General features: G+C 69.1%; 24 protein-coding genes and 1 pseudogene. 18 read left to right on the plus strand and 7 right to left on the minus strand.

Translation table 11 applies throughout. From position 1 onward, the window contains the following. The first annotated feature begins 12 nt into the window (after nucleotides 1–12). Together purF and H5368_RS00060 are read left to right on the plus strand one after the other, a co-directional pair. Nucleotides 13–1,485, plus strand: a complete 1,473-nt coding sequence (gene purF / locus H5368_RS00055) for an amidophosphoribosyltransferase (protein ID WP_182820396.1) — start codon at nucleotides 13–15, stop codon at nucleotides 1,483–1,485. Between the two features lie 2 nt (nucleotides 1,486–1,487). Then, nucleotides 1,488–2,294, plus strand: a complete 807-nt coding sequence (locus tag H5368_RS00060) for a ferritin-like domain-containing protein (RefSeq protein WP_343203866.1) — start codon at nucleotides 1,488–1,490, stop codon at nucleotides 2,292–2,294. An 18-nt stretch (nucleotides 2,295–2,312) separates the two neighbouring features. On the opposite strand, the gene lpxH is transcribed toward H5368_RS00060, so the two are convergent. Then, nucleotides 2,313–3,050: a UDP-2,3-diacylglucosamine diphosphatase gene (lpxH, locus tag H5368_RS00065; RefSeq protein WP_182820397.1), complete on the minus strand. Its 738-nt coding sequence runs from the start codon at nucleotides 3,048–3,050 to the stop codon at nucleotides 2,313–2,315. 102 nt (nucleotides 3,051–3,152) lie between these two features. On the opposite strand from lpxH, the gene gltX reads away from it, so the two are divergent. Further along, nucleotides 3,153–4,550: a glutamate--tRNA ligase gene (gene gltX, locus H5368_RS00070; protein ID WP_182820398.1), complete on the plus strand. Its 1,398-nt coding sequence runs from the start codon at nucleotides 3,153–3,155 to the stop codon at nucleotides 4,548–4,550. Between the two features lie 58 nt (nucleotides 4,551–4,608). Further along, nucleotides 4,609–5,121: a transcriptional repressor gene (locus H5368_RS00075; RefSeq protein WP_182820399.1), complete on the plus strand. Its 513-nt coding sequence runs from the start codon at nucleotides 4,609–4,611 to the stop codon at nucleotides 5,119–5,121. A 39-nt stretch (nucleotides 5,122–5,160) separates the two neighbouring features. Here the strand turns inward: H5368_RS00075 and H5368_RS00080 are convergent, their stop codons facing one another. Continuing rightward, nucleotides 5,161–7,365, minus strand: coding sequence for a TonB-dependent receptor (locus tag H5368_RS00080; protein ID WP_182820400.1), 2,205 nt, complete (start codon nucleotides 7,363–7,365; stop codon nucleotides 5,161–5,163). A gap of 72 nt (nucleotides 7,366–7,437) precedes the next feature. Here H5368_RS00080 and H5368_RS00085 point away from each other — a divergent pair, with 72 nt between their 5' ends. Both H5368_RS00085 and H5368_RS00090 read left to right on the plus strand, forming a co-directional pair. Then, entirely contained in the window at nucleotides 7,438–7,842 is a 405-nt protein-coding gene (locus H5368_RS00085) for a MerC domain-containing protein (protein ID WP_182820401.1), read from the plus strand. A 34-nt stretch (nucleotides 7,843–7,876) separates the two neighbouring features. After that, nucleotides 7,877–8,110, plus strand: a complete 234-nt coding sequence (locus H5368_RS00090) for a 30S ribosomal protein THX (RefSeq protein ID WP_223877950.1) — start codon at nucleotides 7,877–7,879, stop codon at nucleotides 8,108–8,110. 71 nt (nucleotides 8,111–8,181) lie between these two features. Here the strand turns inward: H5368_RS00090 and H5368_RS00095 are convergent, their stop codons facing one another. After that, on the minus strand, nucleotides 8,182–9,402 hold the full coding sequence (locus H5368_RS00095; protein ID WP_182820403.1) for a dipeptidase: 1,221 nt from the start codon (nucleotides 9,400–9,402) through the stop codon (nucleotides 8,182–8,184). Between the two features lie 14 nt (nucleotides 9,403–9,416). Beyond that, nucleotides 9,417–10,637, minus strand: coding sequence for an imidazolonepropionase (gene hutI, locus H5368_RS00100; protein ID WP_182820404.1), 1,221 nt, complete (start codon nucleotides 10,635–10,637; stop codon nucleotides 9,417–9,419). A gap of 101 nt (nucleotides 10,638–10,738) precedes the next feature. Here hutI and H5368_RS00105 point away from each other — a divergent pair, with 101 nt between their 5' ends. Further along, on the plus strand, nucleotides 10,739–11,992 hold the full coding sequence (locus H5368_RS00105; protein ID WP_255486259.1) for a formimidoylglutamate deiminase: 1,254 nt from the start codon (nucleotides 10,739–10,741) through the stop codon (nucleotides 11,990–11,992). Nucleotides 11,993–11,995: 3 nt separating this feature from the next. Here the strand turns inward: H5368_RS00105 and H5368_RS00110 are convergent, their stop codons facing one another. From H5368_RS00110 to H5368_RS00120, 3 genes are all read right to left on the minus strand, one after another. Next, nucleotides 11,996–12,538 carry a methylated-DNA--[protein]-cysteine S-methyltransferase gene (locus H5368_RS00110; protein ID WP_182820406.1) on the minus strand — a complete coding sequence of 181 codons (543 nt, stop codon included), beginning with the start codon at nucleotides 12,536–12,538 and terminating at the stop codon, nucleotides 11,996–11,998. Further along, nucleotides 12,535–14,085, minus strand: a complete 1,551-nt coding sequence (locus tag H5368_RS00115; RefSeq protein ID WP_182820407.1) for a DNA-3-methyladenine glycosylase 2 — start codon at nucleotides 14,083–14,085, stop codon at nucleotides 12,535–12,537. Before H5368_RS00115 ends, H5368_RS00110 begins: the two co-directional genes overlap by 4 nt. A 76-nt stretch (nucleotides 14,086–14,161) precedes the next feature. Beyond that, nucleotides 14,162–15,451, minus strand: coding sequence for an ectonucleotide pyrophosphatase/phosphodiesterase (locus H5368_RS00120; RefSeq protein ID WP_182820408.1), 1,290 nt, complete (start codon nucleotides 15,449–15,451; stop codon nucleotides 14,162–14,164). Nucleotides 15,452–15,726: 275 nt separating this feature from the next. Between H5368_RS00120 and H5368_RS00125 the strand changes: the two genes are divergently transcribed. From H5368_RS00125 to H5368_RS00175, 11 genes and pseudogenes are all read left to right on the plus strand, one after another. Further along, the gene (locus H5368_RS00125; RefSeq protein WP_182820409.1) at nucleotides 15,727–16,140 is read left to right on the plus strand and encodes a hypothetical protein; all 414 of its coding nucleotides are present in this window, start codon (nucleotides 15,727–15,729) and stop codon (nucleotides 16,138–16,140) included. A gap of 47 nt (nucleotides 16,141–16,187) precedes the next feature. Then, nucleotides 16,188–17,027: a type IV secretion system protein gene (locus H5368_RS00130; protein WP_182820410.1), complete on the plus strand. Its 840-nt coding sequence runs from the start codon at nucleotides 16,188–16,190 to the stop codon at nucleotides 17,025–17,027. 29 nt (nucleotides 17,028–17,056) lie between these two features. Continuing rightward, complete coding sequence (locus tag H5368_RS00135; protein ID WP_182823606.1) at nucleotides 17,057–17,779, plus strand: TrbG/VirB9 family P-type conjugative transfer protein; 723 nt, start codon at nucleotides 17,057–17,059, stop codon at nucleotides 17,777–17,779. After that, a complete protein-coding gene (locus H5368_RS00140) occupies nucleotides 17,776–18,918 on the plus strand; it encodes a TrbI/VirB10 family protein (RefSeq protein WP_182820411.1) in 1,143 nt (380 codons plus the stop codon). Before H5368_RS00135 ends, H5368_RS00140 begins: the two co-directional genes overlap by 4 nt. A 26-nt stretch (nucleotides 18,919–18,944) precedes the next feature. Beyond that, nucleotides 18,945–19,997 (plus strand): P-type DNA transfer ATPase VirB11, encoded by a 1,053-nt coding sequence (virB11, locus tag H5368_RS00145; RefSeq protein ID WP_182820412.1) that lies wholly within the window; start codon nucleotides 18,945–18,947, stop codon nucleotides 19,995–19,997. 8 nt (nucleotides 19,998–20,005) lie between these two features. Continuing rightward, nucleotides 20,006–20,461 (plus strand): annotated as a pseudogene (locus H5368_RS00150) (lytic transglycosylase domain-containing protein); the annotation flags it as partial. Between the two features lie 322 nt (nucleotides 20,462–20,783). Continuing rightward, nucleotides 20,784–21,125 carry a TrbC/VirB2 family protein gene (locus H5368_RS00155; protein WP_223878068.1) on the plus strand — a complete coding sequence of 114 codons (342 nt, stop codon included), beginning with the start codon at nucleotides 20,784–20,786 and terminating at the stop codon, nucleotides 21,123–21,125. Then, nucleotides 21,118–21,420: a VirB3 family type IV secretion system protein gene (locus tag H5368_RS00160; protein ID WP_182820414.1), complete on the plus strand. Its 303-nt coding sequence runs from the start codon at nucleotides 21,118–21,120 to the stop codon at nucleotides 21,418–21,420. Before H5368_RS00155 ends, H5368_RS00160 begins: the two co-directional genes overlap by 8 nt. Then, complete coding sequence (locus tag H5368_RS00165; RefSeq protein ID WP_182823610.1) at nucleotides 21,420–23,888, plus strand: VirB4 family type IV secretion/conjugal transfer ATPase; 2,469 nt, start codon at nucleotides 21,420–21,422, stop codon at nucleotides 23,886–23,888. Before H5368_RS00160 ends, H5368_RS00165 begins: the two co-directional genes overlap by 1 nt. 37 nt (nucleotides 23,889–23,925) lie before the next feature. Beyond that, nucleotides 23,926–24,672, plus strand: a complete 747-nt coding sequence (locus H5368_RS00170) for a hypothetical protein (protein ID WP_182820415.1) — start codon at nucleotides 23,926–23,928, stop codon at nucleotides 24,670–24,672. Between the two features lie 13 nt (nucleotides 24,673–24,685). Next, a complete protein-coding gene (locus tag H5368_RS00175) occupies nucleotides 24,686–25,825 on the plus strand; it encodes a type IV secretion system protein (RefSeq protein WP_182820416.1) in 1,140 nt (379 codons plus the stop codon). The last annotated feature ends 6 nt before the right edge of the window (nucleotides 25,826–25,831 follow it).

A 25,831-nucleotide genomic window follows, 5' to 3' on the forward strand; every position in this document is an offset into this window, starting at 1 on the left:
TGGCAGGACCCCATGTGCGGCATCGTCGGCATCGTTGGCACCACTGAAGTCGCACCCGCGCTGTATGACGGCCTGACCGTGCTCCAGCACCGCGGCCAGGACGCCGCGGGCATTGCCACCGCGGTGGGCACCCAGCTGCGCGTGCACAAGGGCAACGGCCTGGTGCGCGATGTCTTCGATGCGCGCGCCATGGCGCTGCTGGATGGCCGCGTGGGCATCGGCCACTGCCGCTACCCGACCGCGGGCTCGGAGGGCAGCGACGAGGCGCAGCCGTTCTACGTCAATTCGCCGTTCGGCATCGCGCTGGCGCACAACGGCAACCTGGTCAACACCGACGCGCTGCGCCGCGAGGTGTTCGAGACCGACCGGCGCAACGTCAACACCCAGTCCGATTCCGAGGTCCTGCTCAACGTGTTCGCGCATGAGCTCGACCGCAGCCGCGCGCTGTCGCCGGAGACGGCGTTCGACGCCGTGGAAGGCGTGATGCGCCGTGCGAAGGGCGGGTTTTCCGTGGTGGCGGTGGTGCTCGGGCTGGGCCTGGTGGCGTTCCGCGACCGCAACGGCATCCGCCCGCTGGTGCTCGGCAAGCGGGAGACCGCGGAAGGCACCGAGTACTGCGTGGCCTCGGAATCCGTGGCGCTCGACATCCTCGGCTTCGAGCACCTGCGCGACGTGGCGCCGGGCGAGGGCATCGTGATCACCGCGCGCGGCGAGCTGCATGCGCGGCAGTGCGCGGAGCCGGCCGAGCACGCGCCGTGCATCTTCGAGTACGTGTACTTCGCGCGCCCGGATTCGATGATCGAGAACATCTCGGTGCACAAGGCGCGCATGCGCATGGGCGTGACGCTGGGCGAGAAGATCCTGCGCGAGCGGCCCGACCACGACATCGACGTGGTGATCCCGATCCCCGACACCTCGCGCGATTCCGCGCTCGAGCTCGCCAACGTGCTCAACGTGAAGTACCGCGAGGGCTTCATCAAGAACCGCTACGTGGGCCGCACCTTCATCATGCCGGGGCAGGTGGAGCGGGCGAAATCCGTGCGCCGCAAGCTCAATCCCATCCCGCTCGAGTTCCGCAACCGCGTGGTGCTGCTGGTGGACGATTCCATCGTGCGCGGCACCACGTCCAGGCAGATCGTGCAGATGGCGCGCGATGCCGGCGCGCGCAAGGTCTACCTGGCCTCCGCGGCGCCGCCGGTGCGCTATCCGAACATCTACGGCATCGACATGCCGTCGGTCGAGGAGCTGGTGGCGAATGGCCGCAGCGAGAAGGAGATCGAGGAATTGCTGGGCTGCGACTGGCTGGTCTACCAGGACCTCGCCGACCTCGAGGTCGCGGTGGCCGGGCACAAGTTCCCCGGCAAGAAATTCGACAGTTCGTGCTTCAGCGGCGAGTACGTCACCGGCATCGAGCCGGGCTATTTCGAGCGCCTGCGCCAGCTGCGCTCCGACGAGGCGAAGAAGAAGCGCCGCGTCGGCACCTGAGCGTGGCCGCCTCGCTGATCGATGCCGCGCGCGCCTGCCTCGCCGCGGCCTCCCCGGATGACAAGGTGGCGGCGACGCATGTGGCGGCCGATGCGTTCCGGCGCGGTGGACTCGTGATCGATGCCGACGCGCCAGCGCCACGGCCCATCGCGATGCCCGGCCGCCCGCCGCGCCCGCACCTGGTGCACCCGCGCGAGTTGCCGCGCAGGGGCTTCGGCAGCGATGAGGGGCGTGCGGCGTTCATCCACGCGATCGCGCACATCGAGTTCAACGCCATCGACCTCGGTTGGGATGCGGTCTACCGCTTCCGCGGCATGCCGGCGCAGTACTACGCCGACTGGGTGATGGTGGCCGACGACGAGGCGCGGCACTTCACGATGCTGCGCACGCGCCTGCAGGCGATGGGCTTCGACTACGGCGATTTCGGCGCGCACAACGGGCTGTGGGAGATGGCCGAGAAGACTGCGCACGACGTGCTGGCGCGCATGGCGCTGGTGCCGCGGGTGCTCGAGGCGCGCGGGCTGGACGTGACGCCTGGGATGATCGTGAAGCTGCGCGCGCTGGGCGACCATGCGACGGCCGACATCCTGGAGGTGATCCTGCGCGAGGAGATCGCGCACGTGGCCGCAGGAAGCCGGTGGTTCCGCTGGTGCTGCGAGCGCGACGGCATCGATCCGGAGCCGCGTTTCCGCGAATTGCTGGTCGAGTACGCGCGCGCGGTGCTGCACGGGCCGTTCAACGTCGATGCGCGCAGTGCGGCGGGTTTCAGCGAGGACGAGTTGGCGGCGCTGGTCCAGATTTCCGGCTGATCGCTGGCGGTGGTGTGGTCAGGCCTGCAGGCTGTCCAGGCGCATGGCATCGGCGTCCACGCGCAGCACCGATCCCTGCTCGTACCAGTCGCCGAGCACCACGCGGGTGCAGGCGCGGTCTTCGAGCTCCAGCGCGTGCACCGCCGGGCGGTGCGTGTGGCCGTGGATCAGGAGGTCCACGCCATGCCCGCCGAACGCGGCGGCGACGGCTTCGGGCGCAACGTCGGTGATCGTTTCCATGGTGCCGGCGTCGCGCAGTTCGCCCTGGCGCGCCTGGCTTGCGGCGCGTGCCTGGTGGGCGAAGGCGAGTCTGACGGACAGCGGCTGCGCCAGGAACTGCGCCTGCCACGCCGGGTCGCGGGTCTGGGCGCGGAACTGCTGGTAGGCGAGGTCTTCGGTGCACAGGGTGTCGCCGTGCATCAGGAGCGCGCGCCGTCCGTGCAGGTCGATGACGGTCGGGTCGTCCAGCAGGTGCATGCCGGCACGGCGCGCGTAGGCGGTGCCCAGCAGAAAATCGCGGTTGCCGTGCATGAAATGCACCGGCACGCCCGACGCGGCGAGCGCGGCGAGGCGCTCGGCCACGAACGCGCCGGTCTCCGACGGGTCGTCATCGCCCACCCAGGCTTCGAACAGGTCGCCGAGGATGTAAAGGGCGTCGGCGCTGCGGACTTCTCCGTCGAGGAACCCGCCGAACAGGCGGGTAATGTCCGGGCGCGCCGGATCGAGGTGCAGGTCGGAGACGAAGAGGGTGGCCATGCGGAGGATTGTAGGGTGAGACATCGCGACGCCGGCCATGGCACGGCGCGTCGGCGGCCTACGAGGCTAAAATCCACGTTCTCCTGGATCACTGCAAACGCCATGACCGTCCGCACCCGCTTCGCCCCCAGCCCCACCGGCTACCTGCACATCGGCGGCGCCCGCACCGCCCTGTACTGCTGGCTGGAGGCGCGTCGCCGCGGCGGCCAGTTCGTCCTGCGCATCGAGGACACCGACCGCGAGCGCAGCACCCAGGGCGCGATCGACGCGATCCTCGAGGCGATGGAATGGCTGGGCCTCGATTACGACGAGGGCCCGATCTACCAGACCGCGCGCGTCGACCGGTACCGCGAAGTGGCCGAGCAACTGGTCGCGGCCGGGCAGGCCTATTACGCCTACGAGTCGAAGGACGAGCTCGACGCGATGCGCGAAGCCGCGATGGCCAAGGGCGAGAAGCCGCGCTACAACGGCGCCTACCGCGAGCAGGGCGCGCCGTACCGCGACGATCCCAACCGCGTCATCCGCCTGAAGAACCCGCTGGATGGCGTGGTCGCGTGGGAGGACAAGGTCAAGGGCCGCATCGAGATCAGCAACACCGAACTCGACGACCTGGTGATCTTCCGCCCCGACGGCTACCCGACCTACAACTTCGCGGTGGTCGTCGACGACCTCGACATGCGCATCAGCGACGTGGTGCGCGGCGACGACCATGTCAACAACACGCCGCGCCAGATCAACATCTACCGCGCGCTGGGTGCCGAGGTGCCGGCGTTCTCGCACCTGCCGATGATCCTCGACGAACAGGGCGCCAAGCTTTCCAAGCGCACCGGCGCGGCCGACGTCATGCAGTACCGCGACGCCGGCTACCTGCCGCACGCACTGCTCAACTACCTGGCGCGCCTGGGCTGGTCGCACGGCGACCAGGAGATCTTCTCCATCGACGAGCTGAAGGCGCTGTTCGACCTCAAGGACGTCAACGCCAAGGCCGCGCGCCTGGACATGGCCAAGCTCGGCTGGCTCAACCAGCAGTACCTGAAGAGCGATGCGCCGGCGGACATCGCGAAACATCTCGAGTGGCACCTGCAGGCCGCGGGTTACGACCTCGCGGCCGGGCCCGTGCCGGCCGACGTGGTGCTGGCGCTGCGCGACCGCGTGCAGACGCTCAAGGACATGGCCGAGCGCGCCGCCGTCTGGTACCAGCCGCTGACGGAATACGATGCCGCGGCCGTGGCCAAGCACCTGACCGCAGCCGCCGGCATGCCGCTGGCCGAGGCGCGCGCGCGCTTCGACGCGCTACCGGAGTGGAGCGCCGAGGCGATCCATGGCGCGCTGCAGGCGGTGGCCGAGGCGCTCGGCATCGGCATGGGCAAGGTGGCGCAGCCGATGCGCGTGGCGATCACCGGCACGCAGGTGAGCCCGGACATCGCGCACACCGTGTACCTGGCGGGGCGCGACGAAGCGCTGAAGCGCATCGACGCCGCCATCGCACGCACCGGCTGAAAGCGCGTTCTCGGTGCGCCGGCTTGAGTCGGTGCGCCATGGCCACCATCATGGGGTCATGTCCGAGCACGTTCACGCCTGTACGCATCCCACGCACCACGTCCACGACGGCAAGGCCTTCGTGGCCGCGGTCGAAGATGCGTGCCGTGAGCGCGGCCTGCGCCTGACGCCGATCCGCGCCCACGTGCTTGGCCTGATCGCCGAGGCCGGGCAGCCCATCAAGGCCTACGACCTGCTTGATCGCGTGCGCGACGGCAAGGGCCCGGGTGCCGCCGCGCCGCCCACCGTTTACCGCGCGCTGGATTTCCTGCTCGCCAACGGCTTCATCCACAAGCTGCAGTCGGTGAACGCGTTCGTGGCCTGCCACCATCCCAGCACGGCGCAGCACTCGGTGCCGTTCCTGATCTGCGACAGCTGCCACGCCGCGATCGAGCTCGAAGACCTGCAGGTGGTCGGCGCACTGCGCGATCGCGCGCTGGCGCTCGGCTTCCGGCCGCGCGCGCAGACGCTGGAAGTGCATGGCACCTGTGCGCAGTGCCTGGCCAGCGGTGACGCGGCGGGCGAGGCCTGACGGCGCGCTCCCGCGCTGGCCGTTGCCGGCCGTGACCGCCTAGAAGAACACGCGCACGCCCGCGGTCACGCCGCGGCCGGCCAGCGGCGCGAGGTCCTTGAGCACCGAGGTATGCACGCGTGCTTCTTCGTTCAGCAGGTTGCGGCCGTCGACGAAGAGTTCCATCGCGTTGCCGTTGGCGCCGTCGCGGTGCCAGGCGACGCTGGCATGCACCAGCGTGTAACCGGGCGACGTGGTCTCGAACTGCGCAACGTGGTCCTGGCGCGCGTAACGCACCGCGCCCAGCGATGCCCGCCACTGCGCGCCCTGCCAGCGCAGTTCGCTGCCGAGGCGGCGCGGCGCGATGCGCGGCAGGTTGCCTTCGGGCACCAGTTCGGCGGTGTATTCGTGGGCGTGGTCGCCGTGCGCGATGCTGGCGTTGAACATGTGGCTGGCGCCACCGTCGAGGCGTCCGCGCACCACGTCGGCGAACGTCCGCAGGCTCCATGCGCCGTGGTCGCCCTCGGCGAAATCCCACTGCGCCTCGACTTCGCCGCCGTGGAAGCGCGCGTCGCCCTGGTGCCAGGCGCGCAGCGCGAGGCCGTCGTCTTCCAGGCCTGTGTCGGCCAGGTAGATGAAATCGTCATAGCGCACCTGGAACAGCGACGCGCCCAGGCGCAGCGGGCCGTGGTGCCAGTGCAGGCCAATCTCGGCGCGGTTCGCGGTCTCCGGATCGAGGTCGGGGTTGCCGAACTCGAAGCTCTGCGTGGCGACGTGCATGCCGCTGGAATACAGTTCCTCGGCGGTCGGGGTGCGCTGCGCGCTGTCCAGTCCGAACGAGAGATGCAGGTCCGGCGAGACGTCCCAGCGCATGGCGAGCGAGGCGCTGGTGGCGTCGAAATCACGCGAGGGGCCGATCGCGTCCGCCGGCGCCACATCGATCCTGTTGCGGTCGTGGCGCAGGCCGAGTTCGACGCCGAATGCGCCGAAATCGCGCTCGCCGATCCAGAACAGGCCGCCGTCGCGCGCCTTGGAATCGGGCACGAAGGCCTCGTCGCCGAGCGCGCTGAAATCGCGTTGCGACCACTGCAGTCCGAACGCGCCCTGCCAGCCGCCCAGCGGGCGGTGCACGAGCTCGACACGGCCCTCCAGCGTGGTGTTGTCGAACACCGTGCCCACCGCATCGCCTTCGTACTCGGTATGCGTGTAGTCGGTGTGGGCGAGCTTGACGCGCAGGCTCTCGAACGCGCCGATGTCGTCCAGCCCGCCGCGGACCTCGTTGCGGCGCTGGTCCATCACGACGTGCACGGCGCCGTCGGCGTCGGCGTCCGCGTGCGCGTCGGCTTCTTCGTGGGCATGTCCGTCGCCATCCGCGCTTGCATGGTTGTGGCCCGGCACCCCATAGCGCGTGTTGAACAGGCTGTGGCCAATACCCAGGAAACCACCGTCGCCGATGTACGACACGCCCAGCGCGCCGCTGTCGGTGCGCACGAAGCTGTTGGGCAGGTAGCCACGGACGGCCTCGTCTTCCTCGTGGTGGTCGTGATCGTCATGATCGTCGTGGTGCAGGTCTGCGCGCTCGGCATACCCGGGGATGTCATAGTTGCCGGTCTCGCGATGCAGCGCGTCGAAATGGAACACCACACGCCCGGATGCCGAGGTGCCGTCGAGGCGCACCATGCCGGTGCGCTCGTCGTTGACGCTGCCGGCGCGCAGCTCGGCACGGCCCTCGAGCGGCGACGACGTGGCCGTTTCCGGGATACGGCCGTCGATCACGTTGACCGCGCCGCCGATGGCGCCGCTGCCGTACAGCAGCGTCGCCGGCCCCTTCAGCACTTCGATCTGGTTGGCGAGGAACGGCTCGATGCTGACCGCATGGTCGGCGCTGACCGTGGACACGTCGCCGGCCGACAGGCCATCGCTCAGCACCTGCACGCGCGCGCCCTCGAGGCCGCGGATGACCGGGCGGCCGACGCCGGCGCCGAAGAACGAAGACTGCACGCCCGGCAGGCGCGACACGGTTTCGCCCAGCGAGGCGGCCTTGGCCTCGTCCAGCTGCTCTCCGGCCAGCACCGCCACCGGGCGCGCCAGGTCCTCGGCCGTGCGGGCCAGGGGGTTGGCGCGCACCACGATGCCGCTGAGATCGGCGATCTCTTCGTCGTGCCGGGGATCGTCCTGGGCGGCGGTGGCCACGGTGGGCAGGCCGCCGAGAGCGAAAGCCAGGGCGAGGCAGAGCGGGGTCGGGCGGAAGCGCTGGGGGGACATGAACAATCTGGGCTTGGATGGCGGCGGGAAGTGTTATAACATTTCATCACTGACGCAACCCTTACGGAAGTCATGGCTTCACCGTCCGCCATCCGCAACGCAGACCGCGTCGGCTTTGCCGCATCGTTCCTGTGCGCGATCCACTGCGCGCTGCTGCCGGTCGCACTGGCGCTGTTGCCGGCGCTTGGCTTCACGGCCGTGGGCTGGGTGGACATCGACCAGGCATTCGTGGTGTTCGCCACGCTGCTCGGTGCCACCACGTTGTCGCTGGGCTACCGCCGGCATCGCGCGTTCCGGGCGTGGGCGTTGCTGCTGCCGGGGCTGGGACTGGTCTGGGCGGGCGCGTTCACGGCGCTGCACACGCACGGTGTGGCCCATGCGGCGGTAATGGTCTCCGGCGGGCTGTTGCTGGCAACGGCCCACCTCGTCAACCTGCGCCTAACACACGCCGCGGCCAGCACCGGTCCAGCGCCGTAAACCCGCATGCGTGCTAGGATTCGCGCCCTGCGGCGTGCATGCGCGCGCCGGATCGAACAACCTCCAGGAGCATCACATGGGCAAGGGCGACCGCAAGACCGCCAAGGGCAAGCGCTTCAACTCCAGCTACGGCAATTCCCGTAGCCAGGTGACCACCAAGGCCGCGGGCACCGCTGCCGCGCCGGTCGCGAAGAAGGCTGCCAGCAAGACCGTTGCCAAGGCGCCGGCCAAGAAGGCCGTGGCCAAGAAGACCGTCGCCAAGGAATAACGCGCCCTGTCAGCGCGATCGAGAGAAGCCCCGCCTGCGCGGGGCTTTCTTCGTTTCGGGCCGGCCGCCTGTCAGCGCGACGCCGCCCCCGCCTCCACCTGCGCCCACACGCGCAGCAGGTTGCCACCGAGGATCGCGCGGATGTCGGCATCCGAATGGCCGCGCGCCTGCAGGCCGGCGATGAGGTTGGGGTAGTCGGCAACCGTGCGCAGGCCCTCGGGCAACTCGCCGCTGACCCCGTCGAAATCGGAGCCGATGCCGACGTGTTCGACGCCAAGCAGTTTCACCGCGTAGTCGATCTGGTCGAGCACGTCCGTGATCGGCGCCTCCAACGGTGGGTTGGCGGCCTCCCAGTCCTTTTCGAACGCGGCGCGGTCTGCCGGCGGCTGCCCGGCGGCCACGCGTTCGGCGTTGGCGCGGTTGAAGGCGTCGGATGCGCGGAAGTAGGCCTGCGTCTTCGCCGCCGCTGCCGGGGTGACGAAGGCGATGCCGAACGGGATCTGTACGACGCCGCCCTTCGCGGCGATCGCCAGCGCGAGTTCGTCGCTCAGGTTGCGCTCGAAACCCGGGGTGAAGTGGCGCAGAGCCGAATGGCTGGCGATCACCGGTACGCTGCTCAACGCCACCGCCTGCGCGACGGCGGCATCGGACAGGTGCGAGACGTCGACCATCATGCCGAGGCGGTTCATCTCGGCCACCACGTCGCGGCCGAACGGGCTCAGGCCGTCCCACTTTTTTTCGATGGTGTACGACGAATCGCTGATGCGGTTGTTGGCGCTGTGCGCGAGGGTGATGTAGCGCACGCCGCGGTCGTGGAAGAAGGCGACCTGTGCGAGGTCGTCGCCGATCGGTGCGCCGTTCTCCATGCCCAGCGGCAGCAGCACGCGGCCGCCCTGGCGCAGCTGTTCGACATCGCGCGGCGAGGTGACGATCGCAAAGCGGTCCGGGTGCCGCGCCACCAGCGCCTCCACGGCGTCGATCTGCGCGTTGGCCGACTGCCAGGCGCTGCCGCCGTCGTCCTCGCGCGGCGAGGTGTAGATGGACATGAAGGCGACGTCCAGGCCGCCTGCGCGGGCGCGCGGGTAGTCGAACTCGCGGTCCGGCGCGCTGACGCCGAGGTCGGCCCAGGTGTCGACCAGGATGCCGGGCGCATCGATGTGGGTGTCGACGATGACCGCGTCCTGCGCAAGCGCGCGTGCGGCGTCGGTGGCCTGGGCCAGCGCCAGCGTGGGCGCGGCAAGTGCGATGGCGAGCAGGCAGCGGGGCAGGGCGCGGTTCAACACGTGCTTCATTCGGATCTCCAGGATCAGGCGACGCGGCGGCCGCCGCAGTGGACGGAGGCGGCAAGATCGCCGCCCAGCCAGTAACAGAGTGCCGCGGGCTCGCGCACGCGCCAGCGCACGAAGTCCGCGCGCAGCCCGGCGCGCAGCGTGCCGCGGTCGTCGAGGCCCAGCGCCTTTGCGCCATTGACCGTGGCGCCGCGCAGCGCGTCCTCGGGCGACAGCCTGAAGTGCGTGCAGGCCAGCTGCATCGCCTGGCGCAGCGACTGCAGTGGCGAGGTGCCGGGGTTGCAGTCGGTGGCCACGGCCATCGCCACGCGCGCGGCGCGGAACGCTTCGATGGGCGGCAGCCGGGTTTCGCGCAGCACGTGGAAGGCGCCAGGCAGCAGGACCGCCACGGTGCCGGCAGCGGCCATCGCCGCCACGCCGTCGGGCGAGGTGTGCTCGACGTGGTCGGCCGACAGGCCACCGAACTCCGCCACCAGCGCCGCACCGTCGCCGTCGCTCAGCTGGTCGGCGTGCAGCTTCACCGGCAGGCCGAGGGCGCGCGCGGCTTCGAACACGCGCCGCGTCTGCGCCGCGGTGAACGCGATGCGCTCGCAGAACGCGTCCACCGTATCCACCAGGCCCTCGGCGTGCAGGCGCGGCAGCCAGTCGAGCACAGCGTCGATGTAGCCGTCGGGGTTGCCGGCGAACTCCGGCGGCAGCGCGTGCGCGCCGAGGAAGGTGGTGCGCACGCCGATGCCGAGCGTGTCGCCGATGCGTCGCGCCACGCGCAGCATCTTGCGTTCATTGGCGAAGTCCAGGCCGTAGCCGGACTTGATCTCCAGCGTCGCCACGCCGTCGCGCAGCAGGGCACGGGCGCGCGGCAGCGACTCGGCAAGGAGCGCGTCCTCGTCGGCGGCGCGGGTGGCGCGCACCGTGGACACGATGCCGCCGCCGGCGCGCGCGATGTCCTCGTAACTCGCGCCATTCAGCCGCTGCTCGAACTCCGCGGCGCGGTCGCCGGCGAACACCAGATGGGTGTGGCAGTCGACCAGCGCGGGAGTGACCAGGTCGCCGCCCGCATCGATGACGTCTTCGGCCAGCGTGTCCACCGCGGCGGGCAGCGACAAGGCCGGCCCAGCGAAGACGATGCGGCCGTCGCGCCAGGCCAGCGCGCCGTCAGGCACCAGGCCGTAGCCGGCGTCGCCGTCCAGCGTGGCGAGCGTGGCGTTGTGCAGCAGCCCGTCCCAGCGCTCAGGCATGTTGGACATCCGGACGGTGTTCAGGAGCGCGAGGCATGGCGGGCCTGTCGGCAAGGTGGCGACGCGGTAGCCTAGCGCACTCCCGACGCACACCTGCTGCCATGCCTGCCACCGCGACTCCACTCCCGCCGCTCGTCCAGCCGGTTGCAGGCGGCTGGCGCGTGCCCGCGATCGCCAACCTGCATTCGCACGCCTTCCAGCGCGCGATGGCCGGCATGGCCGAGCGCCAGACGCATCCCGAGGATTCGTTCTGGACCTGGCGCGAAACCATGTACCGGATGGCCGCGCGCTTCGATCCCGACCTGCTGCACGCCGTCGCCTCGCAGCTGTACGTCGAGATGCTGGAAGCCGGCTACGGCAGCGTCTGCGAGTTCCACTACGTGCACCACCAGCCTGACGGCCGGCCGTACGCGGTGCACACGGCGATGGCCGACGCACTGCTTGCCGCCGCGCGCGACACCGGGATCCGCATCACCCTGCTGCCCGTGCTGTACATGACCGGGGGCTTCGACGGCCACGCGCTGGGCGAGCGGCAGAGGCGCTTCGGGCACGACGTCGACAGCTACCTGCGCCTGTTCGACGCCCTGCGCGCGCACACAGGCGACGGCGTGCGGATCGGCTGCGCGCTGCACAGCCTGCGCGCGGTGCCCGAGGTGGCGATGCGCGAGGTGCTGGCCGGGCTGCCGGCCGATGCGCGTATCCACATCCACGTCGCCGAGCAGGTCGGCGAGGTGCAGGACTGCCTGGCGCTGCGCGACGCGCGGCCGGTGGAATGGCTGCTCGGCCACGCCGATGTCGATGAGCGCTGGACGCTTGTGCATGCCACCCACTTGGACAACGCGGAACTCGCCGGCATTGCCGCCAGCGGCGCCACGGTCGCGATCTGCCCGACCACCGAGGCCAATCTCGGCGACGGCCTGTTCCGGCTGCGCGACTACCTGGATGCCGGCGGCAGCTGGGGCATCGGTTCCGATTCGCACATCTCGGTGTCGCCGGTGGAGGAGCTGCGCTGGCTTGAATATGGGCAGCGCCTGGATACGCGCCATCGCAACATCGCGGTGTCCGCGGCTTCGACCAGTGTCGGCGAGACCTTGCTGCATGGGGTGATGGCAAGTGCCGCCAGATCCACCGGGTTCGAGCCTGGCGACGATCATGTGCTGCTGGACGGCGAGGCCGCGGTCTTCGCCGGTGCCACGGCGTCGGATGTCGCCGACCGCTGGATCTTCAGCGGCAACGTGCCCTGCGTGCGCGAGGTCGAAGTGGCGGGCGTGACGCTGGTGAGCGAAGGCCGCCACCGCGACCGCGACGCGGTGGCCGGCCGCTATCGCCGGGCGATGGTGCGGCTGCTGGACTGAGCCTCAGCGCGACAGCGTGGCCGCCGGCGATGCCTGCGCGGCGGCGGCGAACAGGTCGTCATCGCCCGGTGGCAGGGCACCTTCCAGCCGAAGCAGGAACGCCTTGGTCGGCAGCCCGCCGCCGAAGCCGGTGAGCGAGCCGTCGGCGCCGATCACGCGATGGCAGGGCAGCACGATCGGCAGCGGATTGCGGCCGTTGGCGGCGCCCACCGCGCGCATCGCGCTGGGCTTGCCGATGCGCTGCGCGAGGTCGCGGTAGCTCCAGGTGTGCCCGTAGGGGATCGCGGCGAGTTCGGTCCACACGCTGCGCTGGAATTCCGTGCCCTGCGGCGACAGCGGCAGGTCGAAGCTGCGCCGGCGGCCAGCGAAGTATTCCTCCAGCTGCCTGCGGGTCTCCGCGATCACCGCGTTGCTGCCTTCGCGCCATGCGGAACCGGCCGGCGGCTGCCTGGGCGGCGGGAAGTCGATGCGCTGCAGCCCGGTGTCGTCCGCGGCGAGGGTGAGCACGCCGATCGGCGTGTCGAAGTGCTGGTAGACGAGTGTCATGGGCGCGGAGCCTCTGCGATGGATGGACGCGCGCGACGGCGCGCGTGAGTGGACACCTGGACCTTGGCCGCGGTTGCCGTTGCCGCCGCGTCGCGCCAGAGGTGGATGACGGCGTAGGCGCGCCAGGGCCGCCACGCCTCGGCGCGCAGGCCGAGTGCCTTGGCGGTGAGCCGGCCGTCGTCGGGCGCCGCGGCCTTCTGCAGCACCAGGTCTTCGGCCGGGAACGCATCGGGATGGCCGAGCGCACGCATGGCGATGTACTGCGCGGTCCACGGGCCGATTCCCGGCAGCGCGACCCAGCGTTCGGTGAAATCGGCAAGCGTGCGCTCCGGGCGGAAGTCCACACGGGCGTCGAGCAGCGCCCGCGCCACGCCGCGCACCGTGTCGGCGCGCGCGCGGGTCAGGCCGATGGCGGCGAGGTCGGCATCGGCGAGTGCTTCGGGCGTCGGGAACAGGTGCTCGAGGCCGCTGGCGAACGGCGTGGCCAGCGTGGTGCCGAACTGCCGCGCCATGCGCGTGGCGAGCGTGCGTGCCGCGGCCACGCTCACCTGCTGGCCGAGCACCGCACGCACCGCGATCTCGAACCCGTCCCAGCCGCTCGGCAGGCGCAGCCCGGGATGCGCGCGCAGCAGCGGTCGCAGGTGCGGGTCGCCTGACAGCGTGCTTGCGATGGCCTGCGGGTCCGCGTCGAGGTCGAACATGCGCCGCAGGCGTTGCACGATGTCGAGCAGGCGTGCAGCCAGCGGCGCGTGCAGCTCCAGCTTCAGCGCGTGTTCGCCGCCCGGCCAGGCGCTGACGCGCAGCCAGCCGTCCGGGCCGCCGTTGCTGCCGGCGATCACGCGCGCATAGCCGGACGCGTCCACCACTTCCACGCCCGGCAGCGCGCGCCCGCGCAGGAACGCGAGCATCGCCGCGAAGTCGTACGGCGGCCGGTAGCCGAGGCGCAGCACCAGCGAATCGGCCCCGGTGTTGCGCGCCGCGCCGGGCTGCCGGCGCAAGTCGCGCGGCGCCATCCGGTAGGCGTCCTTGAACGTCGTGTTGAAGCGCCGCAGGCTGCCGAAGCCGGCCGCAAGCGCTACATCGGTGATCGGCAGCGCGGTCTCGGTCAGCAGCTGCTTGGCGAACAGCAGCCGACGCGTGCCGTGCACGCCCACCGGCGGCGCGCCGAGGCGCTCCACGAACAGCCGCCGCAGCTGCCGCTCGCCGATGCCGACCCGCGCGGCCAAGGCCGCCAGCGGCGCGTCGGCCAGCGCGCCCTGGTCGATCAGCGTGAGCGCGCGCGCCAGCGCCGCATCGCCGCGTCGCCACGCGCCGTCGTGCGGCGACAGCTCGGGCCGGCAGCGCAGGCAGGGGCGGAAACCCGCAGCTTCGGCGGCCGCGGCGTTGGCGAAGTACGAGACACGCGTTGCGAACGGCGCCGGGCACACCGGCCGGCAATAGATGCGCGTGCTGTGCACGGCGGTGAAGAACAGTCCGTCGAAGCGTGGGTCGCGGCTGCGTCGCGCCTGTTCGCAGACCTGCACATCGGGGAGGGCGGGGGAGGCCATGGACGCAGGCTAGCACCGGCCGGCGCGCCGGACTCGCCGCTTTCGGACATCAGGGCCCGAGCCTTTCCGGCGCGGTTCAGGGCCTTGCGACGGCTGGCACCAGGGCCGGCAGCAGCGCCTCGGGATCGCCGTCGTTGTCGGCGGCCGCTATGCCCAGGAGCCGCGTCAGCAACGGATACACGTCGACGTTGTCGATCGCATCGATCACCGCGCCACGGCGGAACGCCGGGCCGCTGGCGATGAACACCGCGCGCATCGACGGCAGCGCCGGGTCGTAACCGTGCGAGCCGCGCATGCCGCCCTGTGCACGGGCTTCAATAATCCGCGGCAGCACCGCGTCCCAGCCCTCGTCCATCTGGCAGACGATCGCCGGCACGCGCGGGTGCGTGCCGTAGTGCCAGCGTGCCGGCAGGTCCTCGCGGCGCCAGCATTCGTGGTGCGCATGCTGCCCCAGCAGGCGCGTGGCCACTTCGGATTCATGGCCCGCGTTCGGTTGCACCTGGAGTACCTGGCCGATGCTCACCACGCGCGCCTGCTCCATGGTCACCAGGTCGTCGATGGACAGCTGGTGGCCGGGCGGCACCTCGGCCATGCCGTGGTCGGAGACCAGCACGATGTTGGTGTGCTCCAGGCGCCCCTCGCGCTGCAACGCGTCCAGCAGGCTGCCGAACGCGGCGTCGACGCCCACGAGCGCCGCGCGCGCCTCCGCCGAGCCCGGGCCGTAGGTGTGGGCCGCGGTGTCGACATCGTGGAAGTACAGCGTGGCCAGGCGCGGGCGCGTGGCGTCCGGCTCCAGCAGCCAGCCGGCTACGGTGGCCGCGCGCTGGGCGGCGGATGCGGATTCGTCATACACATGCCAGCGCGTGGGCCGCACGCCGGCCACCTCGGCCTCGGAGCCCGGCCAGAACATGGTGGCGGTGCGCAGGCCGGCGTTTTCGGCGCCTACCCAGATCGGCTCGCCGCCCCACCAGCCGCTGGTGCCCACCGCGTCGCGGTCGGACAGGCGGAACGTGCCGAGTTCCGCGTCGTGCATGGAGTTGTGGACGATGCCGTGGCGGTCGGGCCGCAGCCCGGTGGCGATGGTGTAGTGGTTGGGGAAGGTGAGCGACGGGTAGGAGGGCGTCATCCAGCGCGCCTGCACGCCGTTGGCGGCGAGGCGGAAGAGATTCGGCGAGTCGTCTGCGTTGATGCGGTCCGGGTGCAGGCCGTCGATGGAGATCAGCAGCAGCGTATCGGACGCAGTTGCGGGGGCAGTCCCCCCGGCATCGACGACAGGCTGCAGCGCCGTCGGCGTCGAGCAGGCGGATGCCAGCAGAGCGAAGGCGAGTGCGGCAAACAGGGAGGCGGTTCTTGTGGCTGCATGCATGCGTCCATGGTAATGCGCCTGTATTGCATTCCGGACTGCACCGGAGATATCCGAAGTCCCTATGAGACTTGTCCATTTTCTGGACGCGATCACAGAAATGCTCGCTTGCGTGTATTGACCGGTCACCGATCGACCCGTAGCGTCAGCTCATGGCGCATGTAGTCCACCGCAGCGCTCGCGTCGTAGCCAGGGGGCCACGACACACACGGAGTTCCACGGCCGAGGACAAGGATCGTTCCGGCCTCTAATTCAAGCTTGTCGCCGGGGAGGGGGACATGGACGTCAAGGATGACGTGGTCGGGTGCTGCAGTGCCGCCCTCGTGGCGTTGATGCTCAGTGCCTGCGCAACGCGCGATGCGCCCGACGTCCGCGGTCGCTGGCAGCCGGTCAACCGATACGCCGATACGACGCACGCCATCCCGCTGCGCGGGGCGTACGTGTTCCAGGCCTCTCCGCTCGATCGCACCCTGCGCAGCCTGCTGGCGCGCTGGGCACGCGATACCCAGATGACGCTCGATTATCGCCACCATGCCGATTTCACGCTGCACCTGCCGGTGCAGGCGCTCCGTGCGCAGCGCCTCGAAGACGCCGCCGCGCAGTTGAGCGAGGTCTATGCCGCGCATGATGTCCTGGTGGCGGTCGATGGGGACCGGCTGGTGGTGACGAGACGGGAGGCGGACCCGGGCTGACCGCGGGCGACAGAACCAACCAACACGAACCTTGCACGGATTGCATCATGTTCGGAAGGAAACTGGCGTCGCCGGCGATCGAGGAAGCGATCGCCAAGGCGACAGACTACGAAATCACCATCGTCGACCTCGCGCGTCGCAGCGAACGCCGCGCGTGGCTGGTCGCGCTCGTCGCCGCGGTGACCGCGCTCCTGCTGGGCGCCGGCTACTTCCGCATCCTGCCCTTGAAGGAACGCGTGCCGTTCCTGGTGATGGCCGATGCCTACAGTGGCAATGCCACCATCGCCCGCCTCGATGAAGACTTCCGTCATCGCGCGCTGACCGCCAGCGAAGCCATCAACCGCGCGAACGTCGCGCGCTTCGTGGGGCTGCGTGAATCCTATGACGTCGCGATGATGAACCTGCGCGACTGGCGCGCGGTGCATGCGATGACGGTGCCGGAGGTCGGACGCGAGTACGCGGCGCTCCACGCCGCCAACAATCCCCGCAGCCCGTTCAACACGCTTGGACGGATGCGCGCGATCCGTGTGCGCATCCTCAGCATCCAGCTTCTCGATGGGCCAGACGGACAGCCCGGCGGGGCCACGGTGCGCTTCCAGCGCAGCGTCTACGAAAAATCATCCGGTGCGACCCGTCCATTGGACAGCCGCATTGCAACGCTCGGCTTCACATACAACCTGGCCCTGAAGATGGATGAGCCTGATCGCCTCGAAAACCCGCTTGGATTCCAGGTGACGAGTTACCGGGCCGACAACGACTACGCCGCGTTGCCGCCCGCTGAATCGGAGGCGGCGGACGCAGCGCTCGAGCCCGTGTCCGATGACGCGGTGGCGGACAACAGCGATCCCCAGGCCGCGCCGGGCGAACAACGGGAGGCTGGCCCGTGACCAGAAGCCTGGCCACCGCACTGGTCGTCATGTCACTGGCCTGCTGGCTTGTCGCGGGACCCGTGCACGCCCAGCAAGTCGACGTCTACGAGTACGAGCCAGACCAGGTCTACCCGGTGCATACCGCACTCGGCATCGCCACCCAGATCGAGCTCGATCCCGCCGAGGAGATCCTCGACTACAGCACCGGCTTCAGCAGCGGCTGGGACCTGACCCGGCGCGGTACCGTGTTCTATCTCCGGCCGCGGGATGCCGACGTCGACACCAACATGCTGGTGCGCACGCAGTCGCACGCCTACATTTTCGAGCTCAAGGTCGTGGCAAGTGACTGGACCTCCCTCGAGCAGGCACGGCGTGCTGGCGTGCAGTACAAGATCGCGTTCCGTTACCCGCCCGACGAAAGCTTCAAGGCGCCCGCCGAGGAATCGCCTACCGCGGGCCTGAGCATTACTCTCGACAGGACGCGGCAGTACAACTACGACTACGACTATGCCGTGCGGCGCGGGCAGGCGTGGCTGGTGCCCGCCAATGTGTACGACGACGGCAGCTTCACCTACGTGCGAATGGGCGATCAGGCGAGGTTGCCAACCGGGGGTTTCCCGGTGGTGTTCGGCCGCGAGCGCGAGGATGGTGAGGACTTCGTCGTCAATACGACCGTCGAAGGCAGCACGGTGGTGGTGCATGGCACCTATCCGTATCTCGTGGTCCGCCACGGGCGCAACGTCGTCGGCCTGAGGAGGAACCCCCGATGAGCGAGCGTGACATCCGGTCGCCGGACGGCCGCGCCGGCCACTATGCGGCGCGCCAGGCAAGCCCCGACCTGGACGCCTCCGCGCCAGTCCTGCGCACCGAGGACATGCGCCGCCTGAATCGCAAGGCGCTGGTGTTCCTGGCCGGGATCGTGCTGCTGCTGGTGCTTGCCGTCGTATGGACGCTGCGCGCCGTGAGTGGCGAAGCGGCCACGCCTGCCGGACCGCGTGAGCAGGCACTCGTCATTCCCGAACTGCCACGGACGGCAGCACCACGCGAGCCGAACGTCGAGACGATACCGCCAATGCCCGCCATGCCGATCCCGGTGATGCCCAGCACTGGCCAGCAAGCGGCGCCGGCATTGCCCACCTTCGCCATCCCCCGTGCTCCCGCAGGTCCGTCGCTGCGCGAACGGAGGATGCAGTCGGGCGATGGCGACAGGCTGCCGAAGGGACCGGACGCATACATGCAGGCCATGCTCGCCGGCCTTCCAGCGGCAGAGTCCGCCCAGGTCGAGGCTGAGCCGACCACCACCTCGCGTGCGCGACACATCACGCGGCCGGACGCGCTGCTGGTCCGTGGCACCTACATCCGCTGCGTGCTTGAGACGCGCATCATCACTGACATCCCCGGATTCACCTCCTGCGTTGTCACCGAACCTGTGTATTCGATCAACGGCCGGCAACTGCTGCTGCCACGCGGTTCAAAGGTGCTTGGGCGCTACGACACGGAGCCGACGGGTCCGCGCGTGGCAGTCGTCTGGGACCGCATCTCGACGCCTGGCGGGCTGGACGTCGCGATGGCGAGTCCTGGCGTCGACAACCTCGGCGGGGCCGGGCATCCGGGCGATTACAGCGCGCATTGGGGCAGCCGGGTCGCCTCGGCGCTCCTGATCAGCCTGCTGAGTGACGCCTTCAAATACGCGGCTGCAGAGGAAGGGCCGACATCGTCGACCATCGGCCCGGCAGGCGTGGTTGTCCAGTCGCCTTACGAGAGCGCGACCGGAAGGACCATGGAGCGACTCGCAAACCAGGCACTGGACAGCCGCAGGCCGCCGACGGTGACGATCCAGCATGGCACCGTGGTGAACGTGTACGTCGCCCGCGACGTCGATTTCTCCGCCGTGGTGGCGAAGCTGTGATGGCCGATGGCAGCTCCGTGCCAGCGATGCCGCACGAGCCCCCGCGCGGTGGCGCGCCTGGCGGCTTCCTCGAGTACCAGTACGAAGTGCTGGGCATCATCGGCTACATGACCTCCCCCGACGTCACGGAAATCTGCATCAACCGTCCGGGCGAGGTCTGGCTCGAGCTGCGCGGCAAATGGCAGCGCGTCCAGGTTCCCGGCCTCACGTTCGAGCGCGCCCGCCAGTTCTGCACGGCGGTGGTCAACGAAAGCGGTACCGGCCAGCGCATTACCGATGCCGATCCCGTGGTCTCGCTGACCTTCCCGACCGGCCAGCGCGCACAGTTCGTGATGCCCCCCGCCTGTGACGCCGGCAAGGTGTCGATCACCATCCGCCTGCCGTCCCGGGGCACCCGCAGCCTCGACGCGTACCGGTCCGACGGATTCTTCGATGCGGTGCAGCCGGTGACCGGCGCGCTCGATGCCGGCGACCGCGAGCTCCTGTCGCTGCGCGCCGCGGGCAGGTACGTCGATTTCTTCCGGTGCGCCGTCCAGCAGCGCAGGAACATCGTGGTCGCAGGCGCGACGGGGAGTGGCAAGACCACCTTCATGAAGTCGCTGGTCGAGCACATTGACCCCGATGAGCGCCTGGTGACCATCGAGGATGCCCGCGAACTGTTCATCAGCCAGCCGAACGTCGTCCACCTGCTGTATTCCAAGGGGGGGCAAGGCACGGCCAATATCACCGCAAAGGGCTGCATGGAAGCCTGCCTGCGGATGAAGCCGGACCGGATCATCCTCGCCGAACTGCGCGGCGACGAAGCCTTCTACTTCATACGAAATTGCGCATCCGGACACCCCGGCTCGATCACCAGCTGTCATGCCGGAAGCACCGCGCAGGCCTGGGACCAGCTCGCACTCATGGTCAAGGGCTCCCCCGAAGGCGCGGGGCTGGAGTTCGCCACCATCCAGCGCCTGCTCATGTCGACGATCGACATCCTCGTCCACATCAGCGCACGCGGCGGGCGGCGGCATGTCACCGGTATCGACTTCGAGCCGATGCGCATGACGGCCGGACAAGCCGGGGGCGGACCATGATCCCGGGCATCGAGGCACTCGCCTGCCAGGACCTGGCCGTGCCGGCTGAGGTGATGCACCACATCGTGCGCGTCGAGTCGTCGTACAACCCGTATGCGATTGGCGTGGTCGGCACGCGCCTGGCCCGCCAGCCCCGCAACCTGGCCGAGGCGATAGCGACCGCCAGGCAGCTGGAACGCGACGGCTTCAACTTCTCACTCGGCCTGGCGCAGGTGAACCTGCACAACCTCGCGAAGCAGGGGCTTGCGGACTACGCGCTGGCATTCGACCCGTGCCCCAACCTGGTCGCCGGCTCCCGCATCCTCGCCGACTGCCATGTGCGCGCCGGGGGGGACTGGGACAAGGCGTTCAGCTGCTACTACTCCGGAAACTTCAGCACCGGCTTCCGCGACGGCTACGTGCGGAAGATCCGCGCGTCGATCGCGCGGGACGCCGCTGCGCCCGCCGCGCTCGCGATTGCCGTGGCGGCCCCCCCCTCGCCACCACGCAGGCCAGGAAACGACAGTCCCGCCCAGCCCCATCGCCAGAGTCTCGCGGGTCGCAGGGGGGCATCAGCACCTGGCGCAGTGGAGCCGGGTGCGCAAGCCGTTCCGCCACCGCCGGTTTCGACTTCGCAGCCGGCGGTTGCAACGGCCGCTGACCTATCCGTGGCGGCGCCTGCCGGGCGCGACACCGCACTCGTCTTCTGAGAATCGCCCCCGCCGGGATGGCGGGCATCCATCACCCACGCAAGGACGCACCATGAACGCACGCAAGCAAGGCAGGGGACACCAGCGGCATTTCGGCATGCGCCGGCGGGTTTCTGCCGCCACGATCGTGGCGCTGGCTCCAGCGCCGTACCTGGCGCTCGCCCAGGGGTTTGGCGGGGCGGACACCAAGGTCTGCGGCTTCTTCGAAAACGTCAATGGCCTGTTGAACATGGCGTCGATCGCCGTGGTCACGATCGCCATCATCTTCGCCGGCTACCAGATCGCGTTCGCGCACAAGCGCATTGCAGACGTCGCGCCAATCCTGATCGGTGGCCTGCTGATCGGCGCGGCCGCGCAGATCGCGAGGATGCTGCTCGGCCCGGAAGCGGGCGAGTGCACGGCCATGCTGGGAGCGATGCTTCCGGTGTCGCATGCATAGGGATGTGCTCTTTCGCGGCTGCACGCGCCCTGCCATGTTCCTGGGCGTGCCGTACGTGCCGTTCTTCATCGGTGCCGGCGCGTGCCTGCTGCTGGCGGTCTACGTGAACCTGCTGCTGCTTGTCCTGCTGCCGCCAGCGGTGTTGGCAATGCGACAGATGGCGCGTCGCGACGAGATGGTGTTCCGCCTGCTGGGATTGCGCTGGCGCATGCGCCTGGGCGTGCGCAACCTCCAGCTGCGCGGTGGGGCGTGGTCGTTCGCGCCGAGCAACTGTCGTGTGCGTGGAGCCTCGTGATGGGCGCCGCCGCCGATGCGACAGTGGCGGAGTTCGTGCCGCTGTCGTCGCACGTGTCACCCACGGTGGTGAAGACCACGGGTGGCGATTTCCTGGTGGCATGGCGCCTGGCCGGCCTGCCATTCGTCGGTCGCGAGGCGTGGGACCTGGAACACCGCCATGCCACGTTCAATCGGCTGTTGCAGTCGCTGCGCGCGCCGGATTCCAGCAATGTGGCCTTCTGGGCGCACGACATCCGACGCAGGCGTGCCATCAAGGGTGGCGGACGGTTCGCACAGGCGTTCAACCAGGCCTTGTCGGATGCCTACTTCGCGCGTCTTTCGGAGCACGATGCGCTGCAGAACGAGCTGTACCTCGGCATGCTGTACCGACCGGTCGTGTCGGGAAGACGGATGTCGGAGCACAGTTCCGACCTGCGGCGCCTGCGCGCGGAACAGGAACAGGCGGTGGCGCGCCTGCAGGAGCTGGCAGGCAACGTCGAGGCGGTGCTGGCCGACTACGCCCCGCAGCGCCTCGGGATGTACGAAGCCGACAACGGCGTCCTGTTTTCCGAAGTCCTGGAGTTTTACGGCTACATCCTCAACCGCCTCGACGAGCCGGTGCCGGTGCTGGCGGCACCGATCGCCGACTACCTGCCGGTCAGTCGGCACACGTTCTCCGCACGGACGGGCGATTTCGTGGTGGCCACCCCGTGCGGGCGACACGAGTACGGCGCCATCCTCAACATCAAGGAGTATTGCGACGCCACCTGGCCCGGGATCCTGAACGGCCTGAAATACCTGGATTTCGAATATGTCATGACCCAGTCGTTCAGCCCGATGGGTCGCCAGGACGCACTCCGGGTGCTGGAGCGCACCAAGGGCATGATGGTGTCTTCGGGAGACAAGGCGGTCAGCCAGATCGCCGAACTGGACCATGCAATGGACCAGTTGGCGTCCGGCAACTTCGTGCTCGGCGAGTTCCATTTCTCGCTCGCCGTGCATGCCGCAAACCAGCAGGCGCTGTCGCACAACATCGCGGCGGCGCGGGCGGAGCTTTCAAACGCAGGATTCGTGTCCGCCAAGGAGGACTTGGCGGTGGCTTCGGCATTCTATGCCCAGCTTCCCGGCAACTGGCGGTATCGCACTCGACTGGCCAACGTCAGCTCGTTGAACTTCCTGGGCCTCTCGCCGCTGCACAACTTCGCCAGTGGGAAGCGGGCCAGGAATCCTTGGGGAGAGTGCGTGACCACCCTGCAGGCCACCAACGGTCAGCCGTACTTCTTCAACTTCCACGCAACCCTCGCCGCAGAGGATTCGCGTGGCGAGAAGGCCCTCGGAAACACCATGGTCATCGGCAAGTCCGGGACCGGGAAGACGGCGCTCGTGAACTTCCTTCTCAGCCAGGTGCAGAAACTTGAGCCGGCACCGACGATCTTCTTTTTCGACAAGGACCGTGGCGCCGAGATCTTCGTGAGGGCGTGCGGCGGCAACTACCTGGCGCTGGAAAACGGCCGCGCAACCGGGTTCAATCCCTTCCAGTGCGAGCGCACGGAGGCCAACGTGCAGTTCCTCGCCGAACTGACCCGGATCCTCGCCGGGAAAGCCTCGTACACCGCGCGCGAGGACGATGACATCCACCGGGCCGTGGAGGGCATCCTCGACACGCCGCCGCCACTGCGCAGCATGGCCAACTTCCAGAAGAGCCTGCCCAACATGGGTGACGACGGCCTCTATGCGCGCCTGCGCAAGTGGACCACCGGCCACAGCCTTGGCTGGGTGTTCGACAATCCGGTCGACACGGTCGATCTTTCGCGCGCCAACATCATCGGTTTCGATTACACCGACGTCGTCGACAACGCGGAGGTGCGGGTTCCGGTGGTGCGCTACCTGCTGCATCGCCTCGAGGGGTTGATCGACGGGCGCCGGCTGATCTACGTGATGGACGAGTTCTGGAAGATCCTCGATGGCGGCGGTGCGCTCAAGGATTTCGCGCGCAACAAGCAGAAGACCATCCGCAAGCAAAATGGCTTGGGCATCTTTGCGACACAGAGCCCGGAGGATGCGCTGTCCAGCGACATCGCCGCGGCACTTGTGGAGCAGACAGCGACCCTGGTCCTGTTGCCCAACCCGAACGCCAACCGCGCCGATTACGTGGATGGCTTGAAGCTGACCGAGGCCGAGTTTCGCGTGGTGCTGTCGCTCGACGAGCGGTCACGGTGCTTCCTTGTCAAACAGGGGCATGCCTCCAGCGTCTGCCGGCTCGACCTGGATGGCCTGGACGACGCACTCGCCGTGATATCTGCATCGACCGACAACATCGAAGTGATGCATCGGGTCCTGGCCGAGCAGGCGCGCATCCACGGCATCCCGGCGGACGATCTGCGTCCGGTGCAATGGCTGGAGGCTTTCCAGGCTGCGCGACGTGGCACCGGCAGGCATGGCGACAGCACGCCGCACGACAGTAGCGGGGACGTGCGTGCGAATTGAAGCACAGGGAATAGAAGACTCAACCAAGGAGCGGGACATGGACGACAAGGAAGTCGGCGGGCGTGGAGGCGGGGTGGCAGCGAGCCCCTCGCGGGTGGCGGCGGGCATGCTGCTTGCGACGGTGCTGGTGGCTGGCCCGGCCAACGCCCAGGTCGCGGTGGTGGACATGCCACACACGATCAAGACGATCCTCGGCTGGATCGCGCAGTACCAGCAGATGTGGCAGGACTACCAGAGCCAGATCGACCAGCTGAGCAGCCTGGAAAAGCAGTACCAGCAGGCGCTGGTGGCGGGGGCAGCCTACGACGGCAGTCCCGGACACCGCGAACAGTTCGCCGAGCGTGGCCTGGATGATGGCCTGGCTGACCGCTGTGGCACTGAGCCCCGCAACAATCCTGCCGGCGTAGAGCAGCACATGTATTGCAGCGCCATCGTCAACACAGAGAACCGCAGGTTCAATGCGATGGTGGCGATGCTCGAGGATGTCGAGGCGCGCGACGGCGAGTTGCGGGCCACGTACGCCGAGCGCGCTGGCATCGGCGCGGACGAGCAGGGCAAGCTGGCCTCGAATACAAACCGCATCCTTGCGATCCAGGGGCAACTGCAGAACGACGTGCAGAACGCAGAGACCTTGCTCGGCGCATACGACGCCACCTTGCGGACCCTGCAGGCCGACCAGGTGCGCGCGGCCAACAAGACTTTCAGGAGCTCGGGCGCCGATGAGCTCGTGCAAGGCGTCGCCTTGAAGCTCGCGCTACGTACCGCACGCGTGCGCGAGCGCTGAAGGCGCCCCGACCATGGCCATCGATGACGCGCTGCGGATTGGCATGGGGATGATCGACTGGATGCAAGGCCAGGCGGCCCTCCCCAACATGGTCTTTTTCCATGAGATCAGCAGCTTCCTTGACGACGAGATCAGCGAATTCGCCGGCAACCTGCTGGGTCGCGTGTTGCGGGTGGTGGGTACGGCCGCACTGAGCCTGCTGACGCTGTGGATACTCGTGCATGGTTACCGGATCGCCACCGGTCAGTCGCGCGAGCCGATGATGGCGCTGGTCACCGACGCACTCAAGGCGGTGCTGGTCATCGGGATCGCCACCGGGGCTGCCGCCGGCTCCGGGTCGATCTACCGCACGCTCACGCAGGGCCTCAGTGAAGTTGTCGCGGAGACAATCACGGGCGAGGGTGATGGCGGGCCCTATGCGGATATCGACCGGACGCTGGCGATCATGCAGGTGGCGTTGGCGGCGATCGACTCGGTGGATTCGGGCGACGACCTGCTGACTGACAAGCGGAAGGACCGGGCGTTGTGGTTCACGGGCGTCGGCCTCGGCGGCCCTGCGATCATGGCGGCGGCAACCCTGCTGCTCAACAAGGTGGCCGTCGCGCTGGTGGTCGGACTCGGGCCCATCTTCATCCTGTGCCTGCTGTTCCGCGCAACGCAGCAGCTGTTCACCAAATGGCTCTACTACGGCATCGGCACGCTGTTTTCGCTGGCGCTGCTCACGGTGATGGTTACGCTGGCACTCGACATGGTGATCGCGGTTGGCATTGCATTCTGGGTTGCAGGCTGGACCACGGGTGCCAGCCAGGAGAGCCTGACCGCGATGGCGATGCAGCAGGGCGGCATGGGATTGATCCTGACCATGCTCATCATCGGCGCGCCGCCGATGGCCGCCGTTTTCTTCAACGGCGTGCTCGGGCAGTTCTCCGCCTACAACGCGCTCAACGCCCTGTCGCCAGGGTCGGGGCAGGGCGCGCCACCCGGGTCCGGACTGCCTCCCGGCGTCGCCGCAGCCCATGCCCCGGTCGCCGCAGGGCATGGCGCCGCGTCCGCGATGGAGGCCAGCGACCCGGCGGGGGCGATGCGACTTGCGGGACAGCGGTCCGCGAAGGTCGATGTCGATGTCATCCGCCCCGCCGGACATTCCGGGTAGCCCGGC

Origin of the sequence: Luteimonas sp. MC1782 (genome assembly GCF_014164605.1) — a bacterium.
In the GTDB taxonomy this organism is placed as follows: domain Bacteria; phylum Pseudomonadota; class Gammaproteobacteria; order Xanthomonadales; family Xanthomonadaceae; genus Luteimonas.